This window comes from Siminovitchia sp. FSL W7-1587, assembly GCF_037963795.1.
GTDB lineage: Bacteria > Bacillota > Bacilli > Bacillales > Bacillaceae_C > Siminovitchia > Siminovitchia thermophila.
The window spans coordinates 2,310,940-2,337,151 of the sequence record NZ_CP150169.1 but is presented as its reverse complement, the minus strand read 5'-3'; the positions used below and the strand labels follow the sequence as shown (position 1 = coordinate 2,337,151).

Here is a 26,212-nt window from a genome sequence, read left to right as displayed (position 1 = left end):
GTAGAGGCAATGATGAGAGGGAGGAAAATAGTGTGAAGGAGAAACTGAAAACTTTTTACTTAACAACACCGATTTATTATCCGAGCGGCAACTTGCACATCGGCCATGCGTATACGACGGTGGCCGGAGATGCGATGGCTCGTTATAAAAGAATGCGCGGTTATGATGTGATGTATTTGACGGGAACGGACGAGCATGGACAAAAAATACAGAAGCAGGCGGAAAAGGAAAACATTACGCCGAAGGAATACGTAGATCGAATGGTGAGCGGCATCCAGGAGCTGTGGAAGTTGCTGGATATATCATATGATGATTTTATCCGCACAACACAGCCGCGCCATAAAGAAGTCGTTCAAAAAATATTCAAGCGCCTTCTGGATCAAGGCGATATATATTTAGATGAATATGAAGGTTTTTATTGTACGCCCTGCGAGTCATTTTTTACGGAGCGCCAGCTTGAAGACGGCAATTGCCCGGATTGCGGCCGCCCGGTGGAAAAGGTGAAAGAAGAGTCGTACTTTTTCAGAATGAGTAAGTATGTCGACAGGCTTCTTCAATATTACGAGGAAAATCCTGAATTTATTCAGCCCGAATCAAGAAAAAATGAAATGATCAACAACTTCATTAAGCCAGGCCTTGAGGATTTGGCCGTATCAAGGACGACATTTGACTGGGGGATTCCCGTTCCTGGTGACCCGAAGCATGTCATTTACGTATGGATCGATGCGTTGACGAACTACATAACCGCTCTTGGATACGGCTCGGACGACGATTCAAAATACGTAAAATATTGGCCGGCAGATGTACATCTTGTAGGAAAAGAAATTGTCCGTTTCCATACGATCTATTGGCCGATTATGCTGATGGCTTTGGATTTGCCGCTACCCAAAAAAGTGTTTGCCCATGGATGGCTGCTCATGAAAGACGGCAAAATGTCCAAATCGAAAGGAAATGTCGTCGACCCGGTTATGCTTGTGAAACGTTACGGTCTCGATGCTGTTAGATATTATCTACTGCGGGAAGTGCCGTTTGGTTCTGATGGCGTTTTTACTCCGGAAGGGTTCATTGAAAGAATCAATTTCGATCTTGCAAATGATCTGGGAAATTTATTAAACAGAACGATCGCGATGATCAATAAATATTTTAACGGTGTCATACCAGCTTATGAAGGGTCTATTACTCCTTTTGACAATGAATTGCTTGATGAGCATAAAGAAACCATTCAAAATTATGAAAAAGCGATGGATCATATGGAGTTTTCCGTAGCCCTTTCGTCTATCTGGCATATGATCAACCGGACGAATAAATATATTGATGAAACACAACCGTGGATTTTGGCGAAAGATGAAGAAAAGCGCCGGGAATTAGGCAGTGTCATGGTGCATTTGGCCGAGTCACTTCGCAGGGCGGCGGTTTTATTACAACCGTTTTTAACAGAAACACCGAAAAAGATATTTTCCCAATTAAATATCGCCGATGACCAATTTACATCGTGGGAAAGCTTGGAAACGTTCGGTAATATCCCGGAAGGGACGAAAGTTGTTGAAAAGGGGGAACCTATTTTTCCGCGGCTTGAACTGGAAGAAGAGGTCAGCTATATCCAACGCGAAATGAGAGGACCCCAGCCGGCAAAGGAACCTGTAGAAAAGCCGGAACAATCACCTGAAATTACGATCGATGATTTTATGAAAGTGGAGTTAAGAGTGGCGGAAGTGATTGACTGTGAGCCGGTTAAAAAAGCGAATAAGCTGTTAAAATTACAGCTGGATCTCGGATATGAAAAGCGGCAGGTCGTTTCCGGCATTGCGGAATTTTACAAGCCTGAAGATTTAATCGGTCGAAAAGTGATTGTGGTGGCCAACTTAAAACCTGTCAAACTTCGTGGCGAATTGTCGCAGGGAATGATTTTGGCCGGAGAAGAAAATGGTGTTTTGTCGGTAGCATCTGTTGATCAAAGATTACAAAATGGTGCTATTGTAAAATAAACTTAATGTAAATAAAAATTCAGAAAATGACCAAAGTATTGGGGGCATAGAGAGAAAGGCTGATTAGGTCCCTATTTCAGCCCGACTCCCTATGTTCTTTTTTTGTAATATAAATGTTATCTTGTTGTGACTTATGTTACTTTTAAATACTTTATACTCGTTAAAGGAGAGAAGAGCCTATGTTATTTGATACGCATGTCCATTTAAATGACGAACAATTTAACGATGATTTGGAAGAGGTTATGAAACGGGCACAAGAAGCAGGGGTAGAGCATATGGTTGTTGTCGGTTTTAATCGGGAAACGATCGAAAGAGCTCTCCAAATAGTTGATAAATATGATTTTTTATATGCAAGCATCGGTTGGCATCCAGTTGATGCCATCGACATGACGGAAGAGGATTTGGTGTGGCTTGAAGAAAAGGCCCGCCATCCGAAAGTAGTTGCTTATGGGGAAATTGGGCTTGATTATCATTGGGATAAGTCGCCGAAAAATATTCAGCAAGAAGTATTTCGCAAACAGATCAGGCTCGCAAAGAAGTTGCGCTTGCCGCTGATTATACATAATCGTGAAGCGACAGAGGATATCATTCAGATCCTGAAGGAAGAAGATGCCAAGGAAATCGGCGGTATTATGCATTGTTTTAGCGGAAGCGCAGAATCTGCCAAAGAATGTTTAAGACTTAATTTTCTCATCTCTTTAGGCGGTCCCGTTACGTTTAAAAATGCCAAAAAACCAAAGAGAGTAGCCGAGCAAGTTCCGCTGGACAAGCTGCTGATCGAAACGGACTGTCCTTACTTGGCGCCGCATCCGTACCGGGGAAAAAGGAATGAACCGGCGTATGTAAAGCTTGTGGCTGAACAAATTGCCGAATTAAAAGGAATATCCTATGAAGAAGTCGCCCGGGCGACAACAGAAAATGCGAAAAAATTATTTGGCATACATGAATAATCCTTCATACCCCTAAACTTTACAAACTCTTCCTGATAAACATTGAATGAAAGTAAATCGAAGCAATTCCCGTAAAGGAATGGCTCAAATATAGAAAACGCTCATTCATGAGACGAAAAGGAGGAGTCGTTCCATGGCCAGTTTCATGCAGATGGAAAAACGAAAAAAAATGGGACTCGCCGTTGCGAGCTTTCTCGTTTTTACAGCAACCCTCATTACTTTGATTAACGAGGGAACAAAAAAAACAGTGGCTTTAACTCTAGACGGAGAAAAAGTTGTTGTCAAAACACATGCCGACACGATTCAGGATATGCTAAATGAATTAAATATCGATATAAAAGAATCGGACTATTTATCACATCATCCAGAAACAGCTTTAATTGATGAACTCTCTCTTGTTTGGGAACCGGCGAAAAAAGTTGAGATCACGGACGGCAGCAATTCACAGGTTGTTTGGACGACTGCGAAAACAGTAAAACAGCTTTTGGAAGAAAATCAGATTGAATTGAAAGAACAAGATCAGGTGAACATGTCTCTAACCGCCCCCGTTGTTGCCGGTATGGACATTCAAATAGAACGGGCTTTTCCTCTTGTTCTCAATGATGGCGGCAACGTGAAAGAAGTGTGGACTACTTCAACGACAGTCGCCGACTTTGTAAAACAACAAGGAATCACTTTCGGACCATTGGACAAGGTGCAGCCTCGGCTAGAAGAAAATATTTCTCCTAATAGCGAGGTACATATCATTCGCGGTCAAAAAGTCACTGATGTAGTGGAAGAACCGATTGATTTTGAAGTTATTACGCAGAAAGATCCTTCTTTGCCCAATGGCACGGAGAAAGTGATCCAGGAAGGTAAACAAGGTCTTGTAAAAAAAGAGTACGAAGTGACAGTTGAAAACGGCAAGGAAGTGAACCGGACGCTTATTTCAGAAAAGAAAATAAGAGAAAGCGTCCAAAAGGTTGTGGCTGTCGGAACGGGAACGAAACAGAGCACCCCGCCCCCGCAGATCACTAAACAGAACACCAAGGAAAAAACGCCACAAATTATACAAACAGTGGAAAAAGATAGCGGCGGAAAAGAAATATACGTGAGCGCAACGGCCTATACGGCAACATGCAATGGCTGTTCAGGTGTCACGGCTACTGGAATTGACTTAAAGGCCAATCCGAGTGCCAAAGTGATTGCGGTTGACCCGAATGTCATACCACTCGGTACAAAAGTTTGGGTTGAAGGTTATGGTTATGCTGTGGCCGGCGACACAGGCGGTGCCATTAAAGGGAATAAAATTGATGTGCATGTTCAAACGAGTGGCGAGGCACACAGCTTTGGAAGCAAAAAAGTCAAAGTGAAAATTTTGGACTAAGCGGGGGAGTCGATCCTCTGCTTTTTCTTTTTTCTCATAAGGCGGGTTATAATAAAATTAAGATAAAAAGATCTTTGGCGATTCACTATATGGAGGAAAAATGAAAATAAAAGAAATTATCGTTGTGGAAGGAAAAGATGATACAAAGGCAATCAGACGGGCGCTTGATGCCGATACGATTGAAACGAATGGTTCTGCCGTATCCAAGGAAACGATTGAAAAAATCAGGCATGCCCAGCGGAAAAGGGGCGTAATCATATTAACGGACCCTGATTTTCCGGGAGAAAAAATCCGTAAAACAGTCAGTGACAATGTGCCTGGCTGCAAGCATGCTTTTATCGATAAGGAAGAAGCAATGGGAAAAGGCGGGAAAGGTGTCGGTGTGGAGCATGCCTCTCCTGAAGCAATTTGCCTTGCCATAAAAGCAACGCACACGCTGACAGAAGAAGTTAAGGAGGTTATTACAAAAAAAGAGTTGCTCGATGCGGGGCTCATCGGTGGAATGCATGCCGCAAGGCGGCGGGCGCAACTTGGTCAGTTGCTTAAAATTGGTTACACGAACGGTAAGCAGCTTCATAAACGATTAATGATGTTTCAAGTGTCCCGTAAAGATTTTTTAAAAGCCCTGGAAAAGGTGCGACAGGAGGAAGGCCAATGACGCAGAAAGATATTGCCACCCCAATAAGGACGAGAGAAATTTTGCGGAAATATGGGTTTTCCTTTAAAAAAAGTTTGGGGCAAAACTTCTTGATTGATGCGAATATTTTAAGGAAGATTGTTGAACATGCGGGTTTGACGAAAGATACAGGGGTGATAGAGATTGGTCCGGGAATCGGCGCTTTGACGGAACAACTGGCGAAAAGTGCCCAAAAAGTCGTTGCTTATGAAATCGATCAACGGCTTTTTCCTATCTTGGAAGACACGCTTTCCCCTTATGACAATGTCCATATTATTCATGAAGATATTTTAAAAGCGGATATTCAACAAATGATCCAGACAAAATTTACAGAGTCAACAGAAATAATGGTTGTTGCTAATTTGCCGTATTACGTCACAACGCCAATCATTTTTAAGCTGCTTGAAGAAAACTTGCCGATCCGCGGGATAGTCGTCATGTTGCAAAAGGAAGTCGCTGACCGCATTTCTGCGCGCCCTGGCACAAAAGAATATGGCTCACTTTCCATCATGATACAATACTATACGTTGGCGGAAACAGCGATGATCGTGCCTAAATCGGTGTTTATGCCCCAACCGAATGTGGAATCGGCCGTTGTCAAAATGATATTGCGGGAAAAACCGGCTGTTGAGGTTAAAAATGAATCATTCTTTTTCCAAGTTGTGAAAATGGGTTTTTTACAAAGGCGAAAAACCATTATGAATAATTTGGCTGGCGGTTTGCCGGGAGGAAAATCAAAAAAAGCGGAGATATTGGCGGCACTTACAGCGGCCGGAATCGATCCTGGAAGGCGTGGTGAAACGCTGTCTGTCGAAGAGTTTGGAGTATTAAGTGACGCGCTCTTTGAAGAGTTTGGCGAAGGAGAACAATAAACAGACACATTGAACAGGAAGGGCGCATAGCCTATGGCAAAGGAATTTAATTTGCGCTGTTTATGGAGTTGACGACCGTGATATCAATTAATACGATTGTCGGCCGCTTATCCTATCAATGTGATCTTTTATTTCGGGTCATTGACATCATGGAGATTGACGGTCAAACAACAGCTGTTCTCTATGGAGAGGATTATCGGCTGGTGGCAGATGCGCCGATTGAAGATCTTGTCCCATTTTCCGAAGAAGAAAGGCTGACAAGATCATCGGCAGTCCGTTTACTGGAGGAACAGTCGTTGAAGCTTTTTCGACAGGATTTGGAGCTGATTAGGTCTAAGCAGGAATATACGGCTACGGACGGCTATAAGAGGGAGTATAATTATTTTCAAATACCCGGACGTGTCCTTCATATGGATGGAGACCCGAATTATTTGAACAGGTGTCTGGACTTATACAAAAAATTTGGGGTATCTGTCAGAGGAGTTCATTGTGATGAAAAAGAGATGTATAGAAAAATTCCCATTCTCATCGATGAATACCACCCTCATATCCTTGTCATTACAGGCCATGATGCCTATTCAAGAGCCAAGGGAAAGAAAATGGATTTAAATGCTTACCGGCATTCCAAATATTTTGTAGAAGCTGTCAGGGCCGCGCGGAGGAAAAATCCAAATCTTGACCAGCTCGTTATATTTGCCGGTGCTTGCCAGTCGCATTTTGAATCTTTAATTCTGGCTGGAGCCAATTTTGCCAGCTCGCCGCAACGCGTCAACATCCATGCACTAGATCCCGTCTATATCGTCACCAAAATCAGCTTTACGCCATTTATGGAGAGAATCAACGTGTGGGATGTCCTGCGGAATACATTGACAGGTCAAAAAGGATTGGGTGGCCTTGAAACGAAAGGCGTCCTCCGTACAGGCATGCCGTTTAGGCCAGTTGATGATGAATAAACGATACATTTGTGAGCGGGTCAATTTTCAATAAAGGAAGTTGGCCCCTGTATTTTAGAGGCTTTTTTTGCTTATACAAAATTTTTGCTGCACAGCACATATATTTATATCGTGGTGTAATACTAAGGTTGTTGTAAAATAGGTCATAATGTAGAAAAAAATTGATTGACAACACCCGGTTTTCATTGATAAAATAATAAATTTGTTTGACCTTTTTTACCAGGCGTGATATAATGGGAAACAGTGAGGTGGAGCGAAAAAATGCCAAAAACATTAGCGAGCATTAAGAAAGCCCTTGATTCTAATTTGGGCAAAAGATTGATGTTAAAAGCCAATGGAGGCCGAAGAAAAACAATCGAACGTTCCGGAGTATTGGCAGAAACTTATCCATCGGTTTTCGTTGTTGAACTGGATCAGGACGAAAATGCATTTGAACGTGTATCTTACAGCTATGCTGACGTTCTGACAGAAACGGTTGAACTTACTTTTTATGATGAAACGACAGGTAATATAGCAATAGGACAACAGTAATGCAGTCTCAGCTTGTAGAGAAAGCGGGTGTTTTTCTTTACAGGCTTTTTGTTTTTTCTTAAAACAGCTTTTCTCGGAAAACGCGATAATTTTTCAGTTTTTTCTGGTAATTTAACCAATAGGCTTGCCTTCGGTTCAGCAAACATTGGCAGTTATAATCGTTCACGTTTGTATCAAAATATAAAGGCGGGTGGCGAAGGGGGAATTCGCTTTGGGACGGAGAAGAGGAGTCATGTCGGATCAATTGAAAGAAGAATTGGCGAAAGAGTTGGGATTTTACGATGTCGTCCAGAAGGAAGGTTGGGGCGGAATTAAAGCCCGCGATGCGGGAAACATGGTGAAAAGAGCCATTGAAATGGCTGAACGGCAACTCGGCCAATCAAGGCAATCGTGAAGAATGATGTGTTTCTAGCCTGAAGTAAATAAACTACCCGCGAAAAAAGCCGGAGCATTTGCTTCGGCTTTTCTTAGCTGAATGGTCGGCTTATCAAGGGTGATGGATCGAATGGTTTTTCAGAAAAGATCATGGTAAAATGGAAAAAATACGGTAATACGCCAAAGACGAACAAAGGCGCCAAATACATCAGGCTCCTGTCTGTTGCAGTCAGAATGCGAAGTAGGTGAAGCAGTTTGAAACTTTTAATCAAGGCGCCGGCAAAAATCAACTTGACTTTAGATGTGCTCGGTAAAAGAAGCGATGGTTACCATGAAGTAGAAATGGTCATGACAACCATTGATCTGGCGGATCGCTTGGAACTAAACGAAGTGAAGGAAGACAAAATAGCGATTCTTTCCCATAGCCGATATGTTCCAGGAGATGAACGGAATTTGGCTTATCAGGCAGCCAAGTTGTTGAAAGAGCGCTTTAGTATCCGCCAAGGCGTTGAAATATCGATCAATAAGGTGATTCCGGTAGCGGCTGGACTCGCAGGGGGAAGCAGTGATGCAGCAGCCACATTAAAAGGTCTGAACGAATTATGGCAGATCGGTCTTTCGGTGGAAGAACTGGCTGCTCTTGGCTCGGAGATTGGTTCGGATGTGGCGTTTTGTGTTCACGGAGGCACGGCATTGGCTCGTGGCAGGGGCGAAAAAATTACAAAGCTTCCGCCGCCTCCATCTTGCTGGGTAATTTTGGCCAAGCCATCTATCGGGGTTTCCACTTCCGAAATATATGGCAATCTGGATATGAGCCGTATTCAGCACCCGGATACGGAAGGGATGATCCAAGCCATTATGCAAAAGGATTATGAAGGTGTGTGCCAGCATATGGGCAATGCTCTGGAGGGTGTCACGTTTTCCAAGTATCCCGAGGTATTGCACATTAAAAAGCAGATGGAACGATTTGGGGCAGATTCCGTGCTGATGAGTGGAAGCGGGCCTACCGTTTTTGGCCTCGTAAGGCGTGAGTCAAGACTACACCGAATTTATAACGGATTGCGAGGTTTCTGTCATCAAGTCTTTGCAGTCAGGATGCTGGGCCGTTCATAACAATTCTTGCCTAAATACGTACAATTGTGTATATTTGCATTAAAATATTCGCTTATACATATTACTGGAGGTTACAGAATGAAATTTCGCCGTAGCGAGCGGCTTGTTGATATGACGCATTACTTAATGAATCATCCTCGCGAACTCGTTTCTTTGACTTGGTTTGCCGAGCGTTATCAATCTGCAAAATCATCCATCAGCGAAGATCTTGTCATCATTAATGACATTTTTAAACACCAGGGCATTGGCGTTTTGCAAACCATCCCCGGCGCCGCAGGCGGAGTAAAATTTTACCCAATGGTGAAAGAGGATCAGGCAGAAGCGATTATCAACAAGCTTTGTTCACTAATTGCAGACCCAGAACGCCTTTTACCCGGCGAATATTTATTTATGACCGATTTGCTGGGAAATCCAAAAATGATGAATGAAGTAGGAAAGCTGCTCGCAGCCGCAGTGGCAGACCGGGAAATTGATGTTATCATGACTGTTTCCACAAAAGGCATTCCGATCGCACAGGCTGTAGCGAATCAATTGAATGCCCCTTTTGTTATTGTCAGACGTGACCCGAAAGTCACCGAAGGACCGACCGTGACGATCAATTATGTTTCCGGCTCTTCAAAACGGATTCAAACAATGGTTCTTTCAAAGCGCAGCTTGAAGGAAGGCGCGCGCGTGCTGATTGTCGATGATTTTATGAAGGCCGGCGGAACGGTAAACGGGATGATCAATTTGCTCGAGGAATTTAATGCGTCTGTTGCGGGGATCGCCGTATTGGTTGAATCCGAACATGTTGAGGAAAGGCTTGTTGATGATTATATTTCTTTAGTAAAATTGACTGATGTCAATATGAAAGAAAAAAAGATCAATGTGGTGACAGGGAACTATTTTTCCAAAAAAATAAACTTTCTATGAGGGAGAGAACGAAGATGCGTACGATTTCAACGAATCAGGCACCTGCTGCGATTGGCCCCTATTCTCAAGGCATCGTGGTAAACAATATGTTTTACAGCTCGGGACAAATTGCGCTCACGCCGCAGGGGGAACTTGTTGAGGGCGGTGTCGTGGAGCAAACCCATCAGGTGTTCCGCAATTTGCAGGGAGTATTAGAAGCGGCAGGAGCATCATTTGATACTGTCGTAAAAACGACTGTATTTATCAAAAACATGGACGACTTCGCAACGATCAATGATATTTATGCCCAATATTTTTCCAATCACAAGCCGGCCCGTTCATGTGTGGAGGTTGCCCGCCTGCCAAAAGACGTCCTATTGGAAATAGAAGTCATTGCACTTGTAAAATAAAATGAGGGCCGCCGTTTGATTTCTTAAGCCCTTCAGGGTTGTCGTTTTCACCTTCATAAAAATAAATCGCTCATATATTAAAAAATTCAAAAAAGTTATCAATTTTAGAAGGAGAATAGCAAGTTACGTTGAATAACTACATTATGGTACCTAATTAGAGCGAGAAGGTGGTGAACAAACAATGGAAGTGACTGATGTGAGGCTGCGGCGAGTCAACACCGAGGGAAGAATGAGAGCAATCGCCTCAATAACCCTTGACGATGAATTTGTTGTTCACGATATACGTGTCATTGACGGAAACAATGGGCTGTTCGTAGCCATGCCAAGTAAAAGAACACCAGATGGGGAATTTCGGGATATTGCTCATCCAATTAATTCAAACACCAGAAATAAAATTCAGGAAGTGGTTTTGGCAGAATACCACCGTCTAGGTGACATCGAGGAGCCGGAATTAGAAGAAGCTGGCGCTTCCTAACCATATAACTCATTATTACATCGAGAGCCTACTGAATAGTAAGGCTCTTTTTCATGTTTTCTCTTTTCGGTTCTATCCTTTTTTCCCCTGGCGTTCTTGTGAACATTTTTTGAAGCATACATGGCAAGAAAATGGTGGAATTTTATGGGAATCCGACATGGGGCTTATTCTATATGCTGATCACGTTTGATTGAGCAGCCGCTTGTCCGAAGAACTCCCTCCATGAGAGTGTTTTTATGCTTGTCGGGACATATCCGGGCACCTCCGCATTTCTTATTTTCTTGAAAAAAACCTCTTTTTAGGCTATATTCATTATGGAAAAAAATAATTGGAGGACCGTTTATGTCAAATAGATTCGCGGTAATATTGGCTGCGGGGCAAGGGACAAGGATGAAATCCAAGCTTTATAAGGTACTCCATCCAGTTTGTGGAAAACCAATGGTTGAACATGTCGTTGACAATATATCCGAGCTTCAAGTTAACGAGACTGTTACAGTCGTAGGATTTGGAGCGGATATGGTCAGGCAACACTTGGGTGGAAAAAGCCGATTCGTCATTCAGGAGGAGCAACTTGGCACAGCCCATGCAGTTATGCAGGCAAAAGATGCTTTGGGGGATAAAAAAGGAACGACCCTTGTCATTTGCGGCGATACTCCGCTCATTAAGTCCGAAACGATGTCAGCATTGATTAAGCAGCATGAAGAAACAGGCGCCAAAGCCACTGTTTTGACGGCTTTTGCGGAAAACCCGCATGGTTACGGACGCATAATCCGCAATGCGGAAGGCGCTGTCGAACGGATTGTCGAACATAAAGATGCGAATGAAGAAGAGCTTCGCATTCATGAGATTAATACAGGAACATACTGCTTCGACAATGAAGCTTTATTTGAGGCGCTTGAAAATGTTTCCAATGACAATTCTCAAGGTGAATATTATCTTCCCGATGTCATTGAGATATTAAAGTCTAAAAAGGAATTGATTACTGCTTTTCAAACGGAGGATTTCGAAGAAACTCTTGGGGTGAATGATCGTGTGGCTCTTTCAGAAGCAGAGCGCATTATGAGAAAGCGTATCAATGAGGCCCATATGCGAAACGGAGTTACATTGATTGACCCGGCTAATACTTATATTGATAAAGATGTACTCATCGGCCAGGATACAATTATTTTTCCAGGAACAAGCATTTGTGGAAAAACGGTGATAGGGGAAAACTGCGAGATCGGCCCGAATACTGAAATCAACAATTGTGAAATATCTCACAATACGACCATCTGCCAGTCTGCTGTATTCGATAGTGCGGTTGGGGCAAACGTAAATATTGGTCCATTTGCACATATCCGGCCTGAATCCACTATCCATGACGATGTAAAAATAGGTAATTTCGTAGAAATAAAAAAATCGATATTCGGAAAAGGCAGCAAAGCATCGCATTTAAGTTATATCGGGGATGCAGAAGTGGGCAAAGACGTCAACATCGGTTGTGGTTCCATCACAGTCAATTATGACGGGAAAAACAAATACCTCACGAAGATCGAGGACGGCGTGTTTGTCGGATGCAATTCAAACCTTGTAGCCCCGGTAACGATTAAGAAAGGCTCCTATATTGCCGCCGGTTCTACGATTACGGATGATGTTCCACAAGATGCTTTGGCGATTGCACGGGCCCGGCAAGTCAATAAAGAAAATTATACTAAAAAGTTAAATTTAAAAAAGTAATGGAGGCTCCCCATGTCTAACGAATATCTTGACTCGTCTTTAAAAATTTTTTCATTGAACGCAAACCGTGTCCTTTCGGAAGAAATCGCCAAAACGATCGGAGTGGAGCTTGGCAAATGTACGGTCAGTCAGTTCAGCGATGGTGAAATTTCAATCAATATTGAGGAAAGCATCCGCGGCTGTGATGTATATGTGATCCAGTCAACGAGCGATCCGGTCAACAAGCACTTAATGGAATTGTTAATCATGACTGATGCGTTAAAGCGTGCTTCGGCCAAGAACATCAATCTTGTCATGCCTTATTATGGATATGCACGCCAAGATCGGAAGGCGCGAGCCCGGGAACCAATCACGGCAAAGCTTGTCGCCAACCTGATCGAAACGGCAGGCGCGACAAGAGTGATTACACTAGACCTTCATGCTCCGCAAATTCAAGGCTTTTTCGATATTCCGATTGACCATTTAATGGGTGTTCCGATTTTAGCGGACTATTTTAAAAGCAAGCAGTTAGTGGAGGACGGGCTTGTGATCGTGTCGCCGGACCATGGAGGCGTAACGCGGGCGCGAAGATTGGCTGACCGCTTGAAAGCACCGATCGCTATCATCGATAAACGCCGCCCTCGTCCAAATGTGGCAGAAGTGATGAATATCGTTGGAAACGTGGAAGGAAAAACGGCGATTTTGATTGATGATATCATTGATACTGCCGGAACGATTACGCTGGCTGTAAATGCATTGATGGAAGCAGGAGCCAAAGAAGTGTACGCTTGCTGTACGCATCCTGTTTTATCCGGACCTGCCATTGAGCGGATTCAAAATTCCAGTCTGAAAGAGCTTGTCGTAACAAACACGATCCCCCTTCCCGAAGAAAAGAAAATCGACAAAATCAAAGAGCTTTCCGTCGCATCTTTGATTGCCGAGGCCATTATCCGCGTTAATGAAAACAAGTCAGTAAGCACTTTGTTTGATTGATCGTGAAAAAATACAAAAATAGAGGTTTAAGTTATTGTATGATAAGGTATAGATAAGGATAGTGATTATTTCATTATTACTTATTACAGGAGAAGGTGTTTATGGTTAACGTATTGAAGGCAAAAGAAAGGACAAGCGAACGCCGCTCACAGGTAAGGGAGTTGCGCGAGCAGGGAGGCATTCCGGCTGTTGTGTATGGTTACAGAATTGATAATACGCCAATCGCAATCAACATGGGCGATTTCATGAAAACGATGCGCGAAGTTGGCCGGAACGGAGTAATCGATCTTGATTTGGAAGGTAAAAAACTCAATGTGATTCTGCATGAATACCAAGAGGATCCGATCAGGAAAGAAGTGATCCATGCCGACTTTTTGTCTGTTGATATGTCACAGGAGATTGAAGCGAGCGTCCGTGTAGAATTGTCGGAAGATGCGGAAGGCCTCAAGGACGGAGGCGTTCTCCAGCAAATCATGCACGAGATAAATGTTACGGCAAAACCGGATGAAATTCCGGAAGCAATCAAGGTTGATATATCTCATCTAGGTATAGGAGAAACAATTTCTATCGGCGAAATTCGCGGAAAGTACTCGATTACAATCAATCATGAGGATGACGAAGCAATTGCAACAATACTGACACCAAGAACGGAAGAAGAAACGGAAGAAGCAGGTGAAGCTGCTGAGGTTTCGGGAACGGATGAAGGGAATGCAACAACTGAATCGGAAGAGTAAAAATAGATTCAATATAGGCGCAGCCAACAAGGTTGCGCTTTTTCCCCGCTTGTTCAGCAGGATTGGGAAAAGTGCGATTGGGGGGTAGGCAGTGAAAATAATTGTCGGCTTGGGAAATCCCGGTTCTCGATATGAAAAAACAAGACATAATGTCGGATTTGAAGTGATTGATGAACTGACCGAAAGACTTGACATCAGCTTACAGTCATCAAAATTTAACGGCTTGTACGGAACAATACATCATGACGGTGAAAAGACCTTATTGGTTAAGCCGCTTACCTATATGAACCTTTCAGGCGAATGTATACGGCCCATAATGGATTACTATCGGATTCCGACTGAAAATCTCCTCGTCATCTATGATGACTTGGATTTGCCAGTGGGAAAAATCCGACTTCGCCAAAAAGGTTCTGCTGGTGGACATAACGGGATGAAATCAACGATTCAACATCTTGGAACAAATGAATTTAATCGGATTCGGATTGGAATTGACCGTCCGCCTTCCGGAATGTCCGTTCCGGATTATGTACTGGGAAAATTCACGGAAGAGGAATGGGGCACAATGCAATCCGTCATCCAAACGTGTGCTGATGCTTGCGAAGAATGGTTGAAAAAACCATTTTTGGAAGTGATGAATCGTTTTAATTCCAATGGATGAATAAGTACGGGCCTCGGCGTTTATACTATAAAGTGTATTTACAAAGCCGAGGAGAGAGTGTTATGCTGATTTCTTATTTTTGCCGCCACTGTTCGGCACAATTAGGTACAATAGAAGATGTTTCTGTGCACTCCGAGGAGCTGGGATTGCATAAATTAACAGAAGAAGAAAGGCAAGAAATGGTAATATATGAATCGGATGGGAATATTCATATTAAAGCAATTTGTGAGGACTGCCATGAGGCACTGTCCCGAAACCCCGAATTGCACCAATATGATTATCTGATCCATTAGTTTGTACGGTGAGGGGCAGATTTCTACCCCCATTTCTTGAAAAGAGGAGAAAGACATGCATGGTCTACGAGATATAATATTACAGCAGAGCGAACTGCAATCTGTCATTACAGGAATAAGGGAAGGATTGCGCGAACAGCTTGTTGCTGGTTTATCAGGCTCAGTAAGGGCGCTCTTTACGGCCGCGATGGCGGAACATACAAACAAGTCCGTCGTCATTGTCACCCATAATTTGTTGCAGGCGCAAAAGCTTCACGAAGACCTTTTACAAATAATTGATGAAAACCAATTGTTTCTCTACCCTGCGAATGAGCTGATCGCTTCCGAGATGGGAATTGCCAGTCCGGAGCTGAAGGCTCAACGAATCGAGACGCTGAATCACATGGTGTCTGGACGACAGGGTGTTTTTGTCGTTCCAATGGCAGGATTGAGAAAAGTGCTTCCTCCGCCAAGTTTATGGAAAAGATACCAGATTAATTTGAAAGTAGGATCTGAATTACATTTGGAGGACACTTTAGAACGGTTGATCCAAATGGGATATAACCGGACTGATATGGTAAGCGCCCCCGGGGAATTCAGTCTGCGCGGCGGAATATTGGACATTTATCCATTAACGGAAATTGACCCGATTCGTATCGAATTGTTTGATATAGAAATAGATTCCATCCGGACCTTCTCAGTTGATGACCAGCGCTCAAAAGAAAAGTTATCAGAAGTGACGATCGGTCCTGCAACCGAGTCTCCCGTCGAATCGAAACATTTGCTCGATGCTGCGGACAGTTTGGAAGAACATTTATCCGCCTCTTTAAAGAAAATAAAAAAGGATGCGGTAAAAGAACTGCTCGTTCAAAATGTGAAGGCTGATATTGAGTTGCTCCGAAATGGACAAAAACCTGAACAATTTTTCAAATACCTCCAGTTTGCCTATAAACCGGGTACAAGTTTATTAGACTATGTTTCTTATAATGGACTCATTGTGTTTGATGAACTAAGCCGAATCCAGGAAATGAATGAACGCCTTGAAAAAGAAGAGGCTGAATGGTTTATGACGCTTCTTGAACACGGGGAGATTCCCCATGATATTGCCATTGCTCATTCGTTCAACAAATTACTGGCGGAATCCAATCTTCCACGTGTTTATTTGTCCTTGTTTTTGCGGCATATCCCAAATACAAATCCTCAAAACATTGCAAATGTTTCGTGTAAGCTCATGCAAAACTTTCATGGACAGATGCATTTGCTTGCGTCTGAAGTGGAACGATGGCGAAAAAACAATATGAAAGTGCTGTTTTTAGCACCAGATCAGGAACGCAGTGTAAAATTGGAGTCGGTATTGCGGGATTATGGAATAGAAGCTCGAATCGCTGGTGATTCAGAAAGCTTCTCCGGGATTCAGATCATTGAGGGTTCGCTGAATACGGGTTTTGAACTTCCGGCCCTGAAACTGGTTGTTGTGACAGAAGAAGAAATATTCAATAAAAAGACACGGAAGGCACGGCGCAGGCAAAAACTTTCCAATGCCGAGCGGATTAAAAGCTATTCTGAGCTGAGTCCCGGTGATTATGTTGTTCACGTAAATCACGGGATCGGTAAATACTTGGGAATTGAAACATTGATGATCAACGGGGTGCATAAAGATTACTTGCACATTACGTATAAAGGCAATGACAAATTATACGTTCCGGTTGATCAAATCGATCTTGTGCAAAAATATGTCGGAGCCGAGGGCAAAGATCCGAAAATGTACAAGCTCGGCGGCAGTGAATGGAAGCGGGTCAAGAAAAAAGTAGAGTCTTCTGTCAAGGATATTGCGGACGATTTAATCAAGTTATACGCAGAGCGTGAAGCGACGAAAGGGTATGCGTTTTCTCCCGACAGCGATATGCAGCGTGAGTTTGAGATGTCTTTTCCATATCAGGAGACTGAAGACCAACTTCGTTCCATTGCTGAAATTAAACGCGACATGGAGCGGGAACGACCAATGGATCGCTTATTATGTGGTGATGTCGGTTACGGGAAAACGGAAGTTGCCATTCGTGCTGCTTTCAAAGCTATCATGGACGGCAAGCAAGTAGCATTTCTTGTTCCGACAACGATCTTGGCTCAACAGCACTATGAGACGATTAAGGAACGATTTAATGGCTATCCGATTAATATTAGCATTATGAGTCGTTTTCGCACGAAGAAACAATTGTCCGAAACGGTCAAAGGATTAAAAAACGGCACGATCGACCTTGTGATCGGCACTCACAGACTTTTGTCAAAAGATGTGCAATTTGCGGACCTTGGCCTTCTCATTGTAGATGAAGAACAGCGTTTTGGTGTAACACATAAAGAAAAAATAAAACAGTTAAAAACAAACGTGGATGTATTAACGTTAACCGCGACACCCATTCCGCGGACATTGCATATGTCGATGCTTGGGGTTCGTGATTTGTCTGTCATTGAAACGCCGCCGGAAAACCGTTTTCCGGTTCAAACGTATGTGATGGAATATAATGGTGTTTTTGTGAAAGAAGCGATTGAACGGGAACTGGCACGCGGGGGACAAGTTTATTATCTTTACAATCGGGTGGAAGATATTGAAAGGAAAGCGGAGGAAATTTCGATGCTTGTCCCTGATGCGCGTGTTGCCTACGCGCATGGGCAAATGGCGGAAACGGAGCTTGAGGCCGTCATATTGAGCTTTCTTGATGGTGAGTTTGATGTGCTGGTGACGACAACGATCATTGAGACGGGCGTCGATATCCCGAGTGTCAATACATTAATTGTTTACGATGCTGATCGAATGGGGTTGTCTCAGTTGTATCAGTTGAGGGGGCGCGTTGGCCGTTCAAACCGGGTGGCGTATGCCTATTTTACGTATCGAAAAGATAAAGTCCTCACAGAGGTAGCGGAGAAAAGACTGCAGGCCATTAAGGAATTTACTGAGCTCGGATCAGGCTTTAAAATTGCCATGAGAGATTTGTCTATCCGGGGAGCGGGAAATCTTCTGGGGGCCCAGCAGCATGGCTTTATTGACTCTGTCGGCTTTGATCTGTATTCGCAAATGCTGAAAGAAGCAATTGAAGAGCGTAAAGGGACATTACTCGAAAATGTTCCGCCGCCGTTTGAAGTGGAACTTGAATTGGATGCCTATATTCCGGATGCATATATTGCCGATGGACAGCAAAAAATTGAGATGTATAAGCGCTTTAGAAACATTGAGACAATGGAAGAGCTTGAAGAGCTGCGCGAAGAAATGATAGACCGCTTCGGCGACTACCCCAATCAGGTAGAATACTTGTTTAAAGTTGCGGAAATGAAAGTGTATGCACGAAAAATCAAATTGGAAGCCATAAAACAATCTAAAACAGAAGTCTCCATTTATTTTTCGGAAGAAGGAACAAGTGAAATGGAAGGCAGGCGCGTTCTCCAGGCAACAACCAAACATGGAAGGAACGTGGGTCTTGGCATGGAAGGAACCCGTCTGAAAATCACGATTCAAACGAGCCGGATGAAAACGGACGAGTGGTTTGCCATCGCGCTTGAAATGATTAAAGAACTGGGAGAGGCCAAAAAAGTTCCCCAGCCATAATAAAAGCGCTCTCCAGCCGATCAAGATTTTATGAAATTGATCCAAAAAATGCACATCATTTGAATAAAACCCTGATTTTGAAAGATACTATTTTCAATCACATATGGAAATGAATTGAAAAACGTTTTTGTGGGAACCTATACAAAGTAGCATTTACTTAAAAAACTCAGTCATCTGATGAAAGAGAGGCAACTATGATGAAGGCAACAGGTATTGTTCGTCGTATTGATGATTTGGGAAGAGTAGTCATACCAAAAGAAATCCGCAGAACATTGCGAATCAGGGAAGGTGATCCGCTGGAAATATTTGTGGATCGCGAAGGGGAAGTTATCCTAAAGAAATATTCCCCGATTAACGAATTGGGCGATTTTGCAAAAGAATACGGAGAAGCTTTATTTGACAGCCTGGGGAGCCCCGTCCTTATTTGTGACCGGGATGCAGTTATTGCGGTCGCCGGCGGGCCGAAAAAGGACTATATGAATAAAAATAATAGCGATATGATTGAAGAGGCTATGGCGAACCGTTCGGCCAAACTGGAAACGAATCCGGGCTCCGTTTCGCTTGTCGAGGGGCATGAGGAAGAACTTTCCTCTTATACGATTGCCCCTATTATAGCGGGGGGCGATCCGATCGGCGCTGTAATTATTTTTTCCAAAGATAAGGTAATCGGTGAAATTGAACAAAAATCTGCCGAAACGGCAGCCAGCTTTTTGGCTCGACAAATGGAATCGTAATGCTCATAAAACAATATTGGAAGAGGGCTTGGCGTCCGCCAAGCCTTTTTCTTATGCTATAATAAATGGAGATTTTTTGTAGAAAGGCGAGAGGTAGCTTGCCAGAAGAAACGAGACCATTTATCAAAGGCGCCTTTATATTGGCGGCAGCAGCGCTGTTTATTAAAATATTGAGTGCCGTGTACCGCGTCCCTTTTCAGAATATCGTTGGTGACACGGGTTTTTATATTTACCAGCAAGTTTACCCACTATACGGAATCGCTTATGTGCTTGCTTCAACCGGCTTTCCTGTTATTATTTCAAGAATAGTCGCTGCAAAAGATCAGCAAAATAAACAAAGTGTCATAAATAAGCTTCAAGCCGCATTTATCGTTTTAATGTTTGTGGGACTCGGCTTGTTTTCCTTTTTTTTCTTTGGCGCAAATATGATTGCTCGCTGGATGGGCGATCCTCTGTTGGGACCCGTTATTCAAGTAACCGCGTTTCCTTTTTTGCTGCTTCCCTTTCTGTCTCTGTGGCGGGGGATATTTCAAGGGAACGGCAATATGGTGCCAACTGCTTTAGCCCAGGTGATAGAGCAGGTCTTCCGGGTCGCGGCCATTTTACTCATCTCCTTTCTTTTAGTGGATAAAGGATATTCCTTTTATGAAGTGGGGCGGGGTACTTGGGCAGGCGCAGTTGTAGGAAGTGCGGCGGGTGCTGTCTTACTGGCTATATTTGCCGGAAGGAACATCAGAATCTTCATAAATGCCGTCCGCCTTCCTTTTCATGAGTTTGTTGCGGTGGGAAAATTGGTTCTTGTACACGGGACGGCGATTTGTTTTAGCGGCCTTCTGCTTATTTTATTTCAACTTGTTGATTCGTTGAATATGTATTCTCTTTTGCTCCATTCCGGTATGGAGAGTGTGGATGCAAAAGTGTTAAAAGGCGTTTTTGACCGGGGGCAGCCGCTTATACAGCTTGGAACGACTATCGTAGGGGCAATGTCGTTAGCCCTTGTTCCAGCCATAGCCGCCGCCTGGTCCCAAGGAAATATAGGAATCCTCCAAAAAAAGATGGAATCAACTATAAAACTGAGTGCTGTTATAGGGGCAGGGGCGGCAATCGGGTTAATGAACATTATTAAGCCAACCAACATGATGCTTTTTAAAAACCAGGATGGCTCCTTAACACTTGGTATACTTGCCGCCGCCATTTTCTTCGCATCTATGGTTATGACGTTTACCGGAATATTGCAAGGGATGGGAGCGGCGCTCGTTCCGGCAAAGTATTTACTCGTAGGAATTGCGTGCAAATATGTATTAAACACATGGCTTGTTCCACAATATGGAGCATTTGGCGCCGCTTTGGCTACCAATATAGGGATGGGCGTCATTTTCATTTTACTGTTAAACGAGTTAAAAAAACGGTTTCCTGTACACATGGTCATATTCAAAACCTTGCCCCGATTGTTGATGGCCTGTACCGCCATGACCGCTGTACTTCAGGTATGGCTGTTTCTTTTTGAAGTATGTGGGCTTGAAGGAAGGCTGTGGAGTACTGTAGCGGCACTTGGCGGAGTGTTAGTCGGCGGATTCATTTATATATCGTTTTTACTTTACAGTAACCTGTTCGACAATGAGGAATTAAAGCATGTTCCGTTTTATGCGAAAGCAACTGCTTTCCGATGGAGAACAACAGAAGAAGGGAGAAGGAAATGAACGAAATATTTGTCGTTGGCTTGGGAGCGGGAGAGCTTGACCAGCTTCCGCTCGGTGTCTATAAAAAGTTGAAAGAAACAGACCGGCTTTTCTTTCGAACAAAGGAGCATCCCGTTGTAAATGAATTGAAAGCGGAAGGAATCGTTTTTCAAGCATTTGATGACGTATATGAAAAACATGACACCTTTGAGGCGGTTTATGAAGAAATCACCGAAAAGCTGCTGGATGAAGCCCGGAAAAAAGAACTGGTGTATGCTGTGCCGGGACATCCGCTTGTGGCCGAAAAGACTGTCCAAATGTTGCTTCAAAACGGTCCGCAACAAGGGATTCAAATTACGATCGGCGGCGGGCAAAGCTTTCTTGATAGCCTTTTTTCAGCTGTTAAAATCGACCCGATTACAGGATTTCAGTTGCTTGATGCGACAATGCTTCGCCGGGATGATATTAACATCGGGCAGCATGTCATCATCGCTCAAGTATACGACCAGTTCGTTGCTTCCGAAGTTAAACTGACCCTTATGGAAAAATACCCGGATGATCATAGCGTGATTATTGTTACAGCAGGGGGCAGCAGCCGGGAAAGTCTCAAAGAGATTCCTCTTTACGAATTGGACAGGCAGGCAGCCGTGGACAACTTGACGAGTCTTTATGTCCCTCCGCTGACGTGCCGGGAGGAAACATTAAAAGAATTTTCGTCATTAAGGGAGATAATAGCCGAACTTCGAGGTCCAAATGGCTGTCCATGGGATAAAAAGCAGACAAACAAGTCTTTAAAGAAATACTTGATTGAAGAAGCATATGAACTGCTCGATGCGATTGACCGCGATCATATAGATGACATGGTGGAGGAACTTGGTGATGTATTGCTCCAAGTGATGCTGCATGCTCAAATAGGGGAAGATGATGGAATGTTTTCCATTGAAGATGTCATTGAAAGTATTTCCAAGAAAATGATTCGCCGCCATCCACATGTCTTTGGTCATGTCCACGCAGAAACATCTGAAGCTGTTGCAGCCAACTGGGAGCAAATTAAAGCTGCTGAAAAAAACGCTCAGGACGAAGGGGCTTCCTTGCTCGATCATGCTGAAAAGGGAATTCCCGCCTTGCTTCGCGCTTATACATATCAAAAACTGGCAGCAAAAATCGGTTTTGACTGGGAATGTGCTGAAGATGCCTTAACAAAAGTAAAGGAAGAAGTGCAGGAATTTGCGGATGAATTGGCGAAAGAAAACAAAGAGGCTCAGCTTGATGAAATGGGAGATGTGCTTTTTGCGGTTGTCAATGCAGCAAGGCTGGCCGGCATTCATCCGGAAGAAGCCCTTCAGCAGGCAAACGAAAAGTTTTATCGCCGGTTTACGTATGTGGAGTCCAAAGTGAAAGAGAGCGGGCGTCCACATAGTGATGTATCACTCGAACAACTTGACCAGTATTGGGATGAAGCCAAAAAACAAGGCAGGTGAATGGTTTGACCGAGATGCGTTTAGATAAATTTCTTAAAGTTTCCCGACTTATCAAAAGAAGGCCTGTAGCGAAAGAAATGGCCGATAAGGGCAGGATCCACATCAATGATCAGCAGGCAAAAGCAAGTTCAAGCGTAAAAGCGGGTGATGAACTGACGATCCGTTTCGGGCAGAAGCTTGTCACTGTCAAAGTGAAAGAATTAAAGGATTCTACGAAAAAAGAAGATGCCGCCGCCATGTACACATTGGTAAATGAAGAACGGCTGGAACAATAAAAAACCTGTAGAAACTGGAAAGAAGGCTTGTTCTATTTCATTCCCCCGATACATACATTTATCACAAACGGTATGAAAAAGAGGGGATGAAGATGAGCCAATATTATGATTCAACGCAAACCGGAACGAAGCCGGCTCCAGAGCATGATTTGATTATGCGCGGCCGCAGATTGATTGATATAACGGGTGTAAAGCAAGTTGAAAGCTTTGATAATGAGGAATTTTTGCTGGAAACCGTCATGGGATTTCTGGCCATTCGGGGTCAAAACTTGCAAATGAAAAATCTCGATGTGACCAAAGGGGTCGTATCCATCAAGGGCAAAGTGTATGACATCGTATATCTTGATGATCACGACGGAGGAAAAGCTAAAGGGTTCTTTGGCAAGTTATTCAAATGAGTTTATCCGTCCAATTCCAAACATTACTTGCCATGATTGTCATGGGAAGTCTATTTGGAGCCATGCTTGATACGTACCAGCGCTTTTTAAACCGTGTAAACCGCAAGCGTTGGATCGTATTTATTAATGATTTGCTATTTTGGTTTATTCAAGGCATCCTTATTTTTTACATTCTTTTTTTGGTCAATTCGGGTGAATTGAGGATTTATTTGCTCCTCGCCCTTTGTCTTGGGTTTGCCGCTTACCAGGCTTTGTTCAAGCAGAGTTATGAACGTTTGCTTGAATGGGTCATTCGCCTTGTCAAAGCAGCCGTTCACATCATAAAAAAGCTTGTTCATCTCCTCATCTATCAACCGGTCAGGGGCCTGTTTTTACTGATCAAATATATCGTGATCTCTCTCCTTTCAGTTGGATTAGCGCTTGTAAAAACAGTTGGGAAAGTGTTAAAATGGTTGGTAACGACTGTCTTTCGACCAATATTATGGATCGGAAAGATGATCGTTCCAAAAAAAGTGGAAAAGTTTGTCGTGAAAATGGGAAGCTCTTTAGAAGGGTTTTTTCAAAACACGAAGAATAAAGTAAGTAAAATCATAGAATTTCTTCGTAGAAAGAGATAGGAGGCGACAGAGACAGGATGGGAACCAAGCAAAGACAGGCTATTGCTTCTCTTGAAAACAGTTATACAAAACAGCAGGAGGTTGCAGCCCGTTCGGCAGCTAGAAGGAGAAAGTTATTGTTTCGGCGGCTTACCGTTTTCTTTGTCATGGCCATCGCAGTCAGCGCCTTATTAATTTCTACGCTGATGTCACGAGAAGAAAGTTTAGCGGAAAAAAAAATGGAAAAGGTGCAAATGGAAGAAAAATTGGCCAAGCTGGAAAAAGAGCAACTCATACTTGAAAATGAAATTGCCAAATTGAATGATGACGAATATATTGCCAAGCTCGCCAGAAGCGAATACTTCCTCTCTGATAAAGGAGAAATCATCTTTAATATCCCAAATTCCGAAAAGAAAGAAAAAGAGAAAAAGAGCTCATATTGACACTTTTTTTTGCAGTTAGCTATAATATAAAGTAAAGCTTTATTTTTTTATACACTTTAAGGAGGAAAAATTTTTTTATGTCGATCGAGGTAGGCAGCAAGTTACAAGGTAAGGTAACAGGCATTACTCATTTTGGGGCTTTTGTGGAGTTGCCCGAAGGCTCAACCGGACTTGTCCACATAAGTGAAGTGGCCGATAATTATGTGAAGGACATTAATGAGCATTTAAAAGTCGGTGATGAAGTACTTGTCAGGGTTTTAAATGTTGAGAAGGACGGAAAGATTGGATTATCTATCCGCAAAGCGAAAGATCAGCCCCAGTCACAATCTCACTCCGGTCAACGCCCGCGTCATGGCAGGATGAATGATTTTCGCACCAAAGAAAGTTTTGAACAAAAAATGAATCGCTTTTTGAAAGAAAGTGAAGATCGTTTATCATCGTTAAAACGCCATACTGAGTCCAAACGGGGCGGCCGTGGCTCAAGGCGTGGCTAATAACTTGCTGTCACTTTCCATATAGCAGGTACGGACGTTAAATGGGAGAATCTCTTGGAGATCCTCCTATTTTTTTATGGTAAATATTGGAGCGAAGCATGATCTATGTAAATAATATCCATGGGGTTTTTTGTTATCCCTGTTCCGCTAATGAATATTGTTCAAGCCATTCCAATCCATTTTGGCCGATCAATTGAAGGAGAAACGGCAACGGTTCTGATCGGATGCTCCCGCTTGATTTTATCAAGCGCTCATCTACGATATCTTCCTCAAACATTGCGCCAGTATTGTAAACCATCTTCATCGCGAACAACGATATTTAGTTTTGCCAGCTCACTTTTCAAATCTCTCATTGCTTCTTCATCGTCGTTTTCAATCGCTTTTTCTCTCGCTTTCATAAGCGCGTTTTCAGGTATTAATAAATCTGGAGAATCCTCAAACCATAATTGATAGTGATCTTTATACGGATCTCCCTCACTTCTCCAAGGATAGCCATGCTTGTTAAAAGCTTGTTCAATCTTGTGTTTGCTCGTATCATGCGGCTCACGTAAAAGTTCATGTCCCGAAAATCCGACAATAACCAATTCTCCATTATCAAGGAAAACATGCTGGATGTCTTTTCGAAGGATTTCCATATTCAGTAACTTATTTTGAACAGTGACTGTTGCATCTGTCATCTTAATTGAAATGTTCTGTTCCATTAGCCAATGAACAAGAAACAAACCACATAATAAACCTATGACGGACAGCAATACACTGGACCAATCTCCCGTAAAGCTTTGTATTTTTTCAAGAAGGTTCATCAGGAACACAAATGTATTAGAATCACCGATCCATTTCATAAACCATTCTAAATCTATCAGCCAATGTACAATTCTAGTGAAAAAATAGCCTAACGTCATACCTCCGACAGAGAAAATAACGTACCATATGATCTTTTCCGCCATAGACATACTGATCACTGTTTCTCTTGTATCTCGCAATATTTTCAATCCCCTTGTCACTTTCCATCTTAGTAACTTATACGAACATGAAAGCGAAGAGTTTCAATCCAATCGATATTGGATCCCCATGCTCCAGAAATTTTTTAAATGTTTTCATTCTGAGGATAGGTTTTGACACTGGAATATGTTCCACTCAAATCCATTCACCAATGCCCATTCACCCACGACCATTCACTTTCATGTGTTGCGATCATGCCTTTTAACCCTTGAAGAAAGCCTGGCGGTGGAATGCCGGCGTGAAGTCCAGGTGAGCGGCTACGTTCCATAACCTGTTTCGACTCCTCTTTATCTCACTCGGCAAAGGTTGTCTTGCTTTCTTGCTTATTTTTAATAATTCGTGTTCATTATCGGCAAAAGTACAACATATTTTGGCGGAACAACGGAAGGATCGTATGAAACTTGATGGGAAAATCAGCCAAAAAACCGCGCCATTAAGAAGACAAAAGGGTTTTTTATAATGTCGGATATTTGTATCTGAAAGAGTCGAACGATTCTGTCTTTGTTATCCATAAAAATGACAAACTTTTATTCATCGCCGCTATATAATGGGCTTCAATATTT

Annotated in this window: 28 protein-coding genes; 26 read left to right on the top strand and 2 right to left on the bottom strand. The window is 43.0% G+C overall.

Annotation, left to right across the window (positions count from 1 at the left end):
• Window positions 1-32 precede the first annotated feature (32 nt).
• The 26 genes from metG (at window position 33) to NST31_RS10860 (ending at window position 24,647) form a co-directional block, all read left to right on the top strand.
• On the top strand, window positions 33-1,985 hold the full coding sequence (metG, locus tag NST31_RS10985) for a methionine--tRNA ligase (RefSeq protein ID WP_077111876.1): 1,953 nt from the start codon (window positions 33-35) through the stop codon (window positions 1,983-1,985).
• A gap of 179 nt (window positions 1,986-2,164) precedes the next feature.
• Window positions 2,165-2,935, top strand: coding sequence for a TatD family hydrolase (locus NST31_RS10980; protein WP_339160598.1), 771 nt, complete (start codon window positions 2,165-2,167; stop codon window positions 2,933-2,935).
• Between the two features lie 133 nt (window positions 2,936-3,068).
• Window positions 3,069-4,301: a ubiquitin-like domain-containing protein gene (locus tag NST31_RS10975; protein WP_339160595.1), complete on the top strand. Its 1,233-nt coding sequence runs from the start codon at window positions 3,069-3,071 to the stop codon at window positions 4,299-4,301.
• A gap of 100 nt (window positions 4,302-4,401) precedes the next feature.
• Entirely contained in the window at window positions 4,402-4,959 is a 558-nt protein-coding gene (gene rnmV / locus NST31_RS10970; RefSeq protein WP_339160593.1) for a ribonuclease M5, read from the top strand.
• A complete protein-coding gene (gene rsmA, locus NST31_RS10965; protein ID WP_339160592.1) occupies window positions 4,956-5,849 on the top strand; it encodes a 16S rRNA (adenine(1518)-N(6)/adenine(1519)-N(6))-dimethyltransferase RsmA in 894 nt (297 codons plus the stop codon). Before rnmV ends, rsmA begins: the two co-directional genes overlap by 4 nt.
• Before the next feature lie 62 nt (window positions 5,850-5,911).
• Entirely contained in the window at window positions 5,912-6,802 is an 891-nt protein-coding gene (gene yabG / locus NST31_RS10960) for a sporulation peptidase YabG (protein WP_171973903.1), read from the top strand.
• Between the two features lie 261 nt (window positions 6,803-7,063).
• Entirely contained in the window at window positions 7,064-7,333 is a 270-nt protein-coding gene (locus NST31_RS10955) for a Veg family protein (RefSeq protein ID WP_077111872.1), read from the top strand.
• Window positions 7,334-7,544: 211 nt separating this feature from the next.
• A complete protein-coding gene (locus NST31_RS10950; protein WP_077111871.1) occupies window positions 7,545-7,727 on the top strand; it encodes a small, acid-soluble spore protein, alpha/beta type in 183 nt (60 codons plus the stop codon).
• A gap of 236 nt (window positions 7,728-7,963) precedes the next feature.
• Complete coding sequence (gene ispE, locus NST31_RS10945) at window positions 7,964-8,821, top strand: 4-(cytidine 5'-diphospho)-2-C-methyl-D-erythritol kinase (protein ID WP_077111870.1); 858 nt, start codon at window positions 7,964-7,966, stop codon at window positions 8,819-8,821.
• 78 nt (window positions 8,822-8,899) lie between these two features.
• Entirely contained in the window at window positions 8,900-9,733 is an 834-nt protein-coding gene (gene purR / locus NST31_RS10940) for a pur operon repressor (protein WP_339160590.1), read from the top strand.
• Between the two features lie 14 nt (window positions 9,734-9,747).
• On the top strand, window positions 9,748-10,122 hold the full coding sequence (locus NST31_RS10935; protein ID WP_077111868.1) for a RidA family protein: 375 nt from the start codon (window positions 9,748-9,750) through the stop codon (window positions 10,120-10,122).
• Between the two features lie 181 nt (window positions 10,123-10,303).
• Complete coding sequence (gene spoVG / locus NST31_RS10930) at window positions 10,304-10,597, top strand: septation regulator SpoVG (protein WP_077111867.1); 294 nt, start codon at window positions 10,304-10,306, stop codon at window positions 10,595-10,597.
• A 342-nt stretch (window positions 10,598-10,939) separates the two neighbouring features.
• Window positions 10,940-12,313: a bifunctional UDP-N-acetylglucosamine diphosphorylase/glucosamine-1-phosphate N-acetyltransferase GlmU gene (glmU, locus tag NST31_RS10925; protein ID WP_339160588.1), complete on the top strand. Its 1,374-nt coding sequence runs from the start codon at window positions 10,940-10,942 to the stop codon at window positions 12,311-12,313.
• Between the two features lie 12 nt (window positions 12,314-12,325).
• Window positions 12,326-13,285, top strand: coding sequence for a ribose-phosphate diphosphokinase (locus NST31_RS10920; RefSeq protein WP_077111865.1), 960 nt, complete (start codon window positions 12,326-12,328; stop codon window positions 13,283-13,285).
• A gap of 101 nt (window positions 13,286-13,386) precedes the next feature.
• Window positions 13,387-14,019, top strand: coding sequence for a 50S ribosomal protein L25/general stress protein Ctc (locus tag NST31_RS10915; RefSeq protein ID WP_077111864.1), 633 nt, complete (start codon window positions 13,387-13,389; stop codon window positions 14,017-14,019).
• 91 nt (window positions 14,020-14,110) lie between these two features.
• Window positions 14,111-14,677 carry an aminoacyl-tRNA hydrolase gene (pth, locus tag NST31_RS10910; protein WP_077111863.1) on the top strand — a complete coding sequence of 189 codons (567 nt, stop codon included), beginning with the start codon at window positions 14,111-14,113 and terminating at the stop codon, window positions 14,675-14,677.
• A 62-nt stretch (window positions 14,678-14,739) separates the two neighbouring features.
• The gene (locus NST31_RS10905; RefSeq protein WP_077111862.1) at window positions 14,740-14,970 is read left to right on the top strand and encodes an anti-sigma-F factor Fin family protein; all 231 of its coding nucleotides are present in this window, start codon (window positions 14,740-14,742) and stop codon (window positions 14,968-14,970) included.
• Between the two features lie 55 nt (window positions 14,971-15,025).
• Window positions 15,026-18,547, top strand: a complete 3,522-nt coding sequence (gene mfd / locus NST31_RS10900; protein WP_077111861.1) for a transcription-repair coupling factor — start codon at window positions 15,026-15,028, stop codon at window positions 18,545-18,547.
• Between the two features lie 197 nt (window positions 18,548-18,744).
• On the top strand, window positions 18,745-19,281 hold the full coding sequence (gene spoVT / locus NST31_RS10895; protein WP_077111905.1) for a stage V sporulation protein T: 537 nt from the start codon (window positions 18,745-18,747) through the stop codon (window positions 19,279-19,281).
• 98 nt (window positions 19,282-19,379) lie between these two features.
• Window positions 19,380-20,981 carry a polysaccharide biosynthesis protein gene (locus NST31_RS10890; protein ID WP_171973902.1) on the top strand — a complete coding sequence of 534 codons (1,602 nt, stop codon included), beginning with the start codon at window positions 19,380-19,382 and terminating at the stop codon, window positions 20,979-20,981.
• Window positions 20,978-22,441 (top strand): nucleoside triphosphate pyrophosphohydrolase, encoded by a 1,464-nt coding sequence (gene mazG / locus NST31_RS10885; RefSeq protein WP_339160587.1) that lies wholly within the window; start codon window positions 20,978-20,980, stop codon window positions 22,439-22,441. The genes NST31_RS10890 and mazG overlap by 4 nt, the downstream gene beginning before the upstream one ends.
• A 14-nt stretch (window positions 22,442-22,455) precedes the next feature.
• The gene (locus tag NST31_RS10880) at window positions 22,456-22,716 is read left to right on the top strand and encodes an RNA-binding S4 domain-containing protein (protein ID WP_077111904.1); all 261 of its coding nucleotides are present in this window, start codon (window positions 22,456-22,458) and stop codon (window positions 22,714-22,716) included.
• Between the two features lie 92 nt (window positions 22,717-22,808).
• A complete protein-coding gene (gene yabP / locus NST31_RS10875; protein ID WP_077111858.1) occupies window positions 22,809-23,114 on the top strand; it encodes a sporulation protein YabP in 306 nt (101 codons plus the stop codon).
• On the top strand, window positions 23,111-23,731 hold the full coding sequence (yabQ, locus tag NST31_RS10870) for a spore cortex biosynthesis protein YabQ (RefSeq protein ID WP_339160585.1): 621 nt from the start codon (window positions 23,111-23,113) through the stop codon (window positions 23,729-23,731). The genes yabP and yabQ overlap by 4 nt, the downstream gene beginning before the upstream one ends.
• 17 nt (window positions 23,732-23,748) lie before the next feature.
• Complete coding sequence (locus tag NST31_RS10865) at window positions 23,749-24,153, top strand: septum formation initiator family protein (protein ID WP_077111856.1); 405 nt, start codon at window positions 23,749-23,751, stop codon at window positions 24,151-24,153.
• Window positions 24,154-24,230: 77 nt separating this feature from the next.
• A complete protein-coding gene (locus tag NST31_RS10860) occupies window positions 24,231-24,647 on the top strand; it encodes a S1 domain-containing RNA-binding protein (RefSeq protein WP_077111855.1) in 417 nt (138 codons plus the stop codon).
• A 269-nt stretch (window positions 24,648-24,916) separates the two neighbouring features.
• Here the strand turns inward: NST31_RS10860 and NST31_RS10855 are convergent, their stop codons facing one another.
• Together NST31_RS10855 and NST31_RS10850 are read right to left on the bottom strand one after the other, a co-directional pair.
• Window positions 24,917-25,630 carry a DUF308 domain-containing protein gene (locus NST31_RS10855; protein WP_339160582.1) on the bottom strand — a complete coding sequence of 238 codons (714 nt, stop codon included), beginning with the start codon at window positions 25,628-25,630 and terminating at the stop codon, window positions 24,917-24,919.
• Window positions 25,631-25,794: 164 nt separating this feature from the next.
• Window positions 25,795-25,917 (bottom strand): hypothetical protein, encoded by a 123-nt coding sequence (locus tag NST31_RS10850; RefSeq protein ID WP_268921005.1) that lies wholly within the window; start codon window positions 25,915-25,917, stop codon window positions 25,795-25,797.
• Between the last annotated feature and the right edge of the window lie 295 nt (window positions 25,918-26,212).

Bases quoted from the DNA above. Each gene is read 5' to 3' on its own strand.
- rsmA (WP_339160592.1), top strand. From the start codon at position 4,956: ATGACGCAGAAAGATATTGCCACCCCAATAAGGACGAGAGAAATTTTG.
- NST31_RS10935 (WP_077111868.1), top strand. From the start codon at position 9,748: ATGCGTACGATTTCAACGAATCAGGCACCTGCTGCGATTGGCCCCTAT.
- glmU (WP_339160588.1), top strand. From the start codon at position 10,940: ATGTCAAATAGATTCGCGGTAATATTGGCTGCGGGGCAAGGGACAAGG.
- NST31_RS10955 (WP_077111872.1), top strand. From the start codon at position 7,064: ATGCCAAAAACATTAGCGAGCATTAAGAAAGCCCTTGATTCTAATTTG.
- spoVG (WP_077111867.1), top strand. From the start codon at position 10,304: ATGGAAGTGACTGATGTGAGGCTGCGGCGAGTCAACACCGAGGGAAGA.
- yabG (WP_171973903.1), top strand. From the start codon at position 5,912: ATGGAGTTGACGACCGTGATATCAATTAATACGATTGTCGGCCGCTTA.
- NST31_RS10980 (WP_339160598.1), top strand. From the start codon at position 2,165: ATGTTATTTGATACGCATGTCCATTTAAATGACGAACAATTTAACGAT.
- NST31_RS10865 (WP_077111856.1), top strand. From the start codon at position 23,749: ATGGGAACCAAGCAAAGACAGGCTATTGCTTCTCTTGAAAACAGTTAT.
- spoVT (WP_077111905.1), top strand. From the start codon at position 18,745: ATGAAGGCAACAGGTATTGTTCGTCGTATTGATGATTTGGGAAGAGTA.
- rnmV (WP_339160593.1), top strand. From the start codon at position 4,402: ATGAAAATAAAAGAAATTATCGTTGTGGAAGGAAAAGATGATACAAAG.
- NST31_RS10850 (WP_268921005.1), bottom strand. From the start codon at position 25,917: ATGGAACGTAGCCGCTCACCTGGACTTCACGCCGGCATTCCACCGCCA.
- NST31_RS10975 (WP_339160595.1), top strand. From the start codon at position 3,069: ATGGCCAGTTTCATGCAGATGGAAAAACGAAAAAAAATGGGACTCGCC.
- NST31_RS10880 (WP_077111904.1), top strand. From the start codon at position 22,456: ATGCGTTTAGATAAATTTCTTAAAGTTTCCCGACTTATCAAAAGAAGG.
- yabP (WP_077111858.1), top strand. From the start codon at position 22,809: ATGAGCCAATATTATGATTCAACGCAAACCGGAACGAAGCCGGCTCCA.
- mazG (WP_339160587.1), top strand. From the start codon at position 20,978: ATGAACGAAATATTTGTCGTTGGCTTGGGAGCGGGAGAGCTTGACCAG.
- mfd (WP_077111861.1), top strand. From the start codon at position 15,026: ATGCATGGTCTACGAGATATAATATTACAGCAGAGCGAACTGCAATCT.
- NST31_RS10915 (WP_077111864.1), top strand. From the start codon at position 13,387: ATGGTTAACGTATTGAAGGCAAAAGAAAGGACAAGCGAACGCCGCTCA.
- NST31_RS10860 (WP_077111855.1), top strand. From the start codon at position 24,231: ATGTCGATCGAGGTAGGCAGCAAGTTACAAGGTAAGGTAACAGGCATT.
- purR (WP_339160590.1), top strand. From the start codon at position 8,900: ATGAAATTTCGCCGTAGCGAGCGGCTTGTTGATATGACGCATTACTTA.
- yabQ (WP_339160585.1), top strand. From the start codon at position 23,111: ATGAGTTTATCCGTCCAATTCCAAACATTACTTGCCATGATTGTCATG.
- NST31_RS10920 (WP_077111865.1), top strand. From the start codon at position 12,326: ATGTCTAACGAATATCTTGACTCGTCTTTAAAAATTTTTTCATTGAAC.
- NST31_RS10905 (WP_077111862.1), top strand. From the start codon at position 14,740: ATGCTGATTTCTTATTTTTGCCGCCACTGTTCGGCACAATTAGGTACA.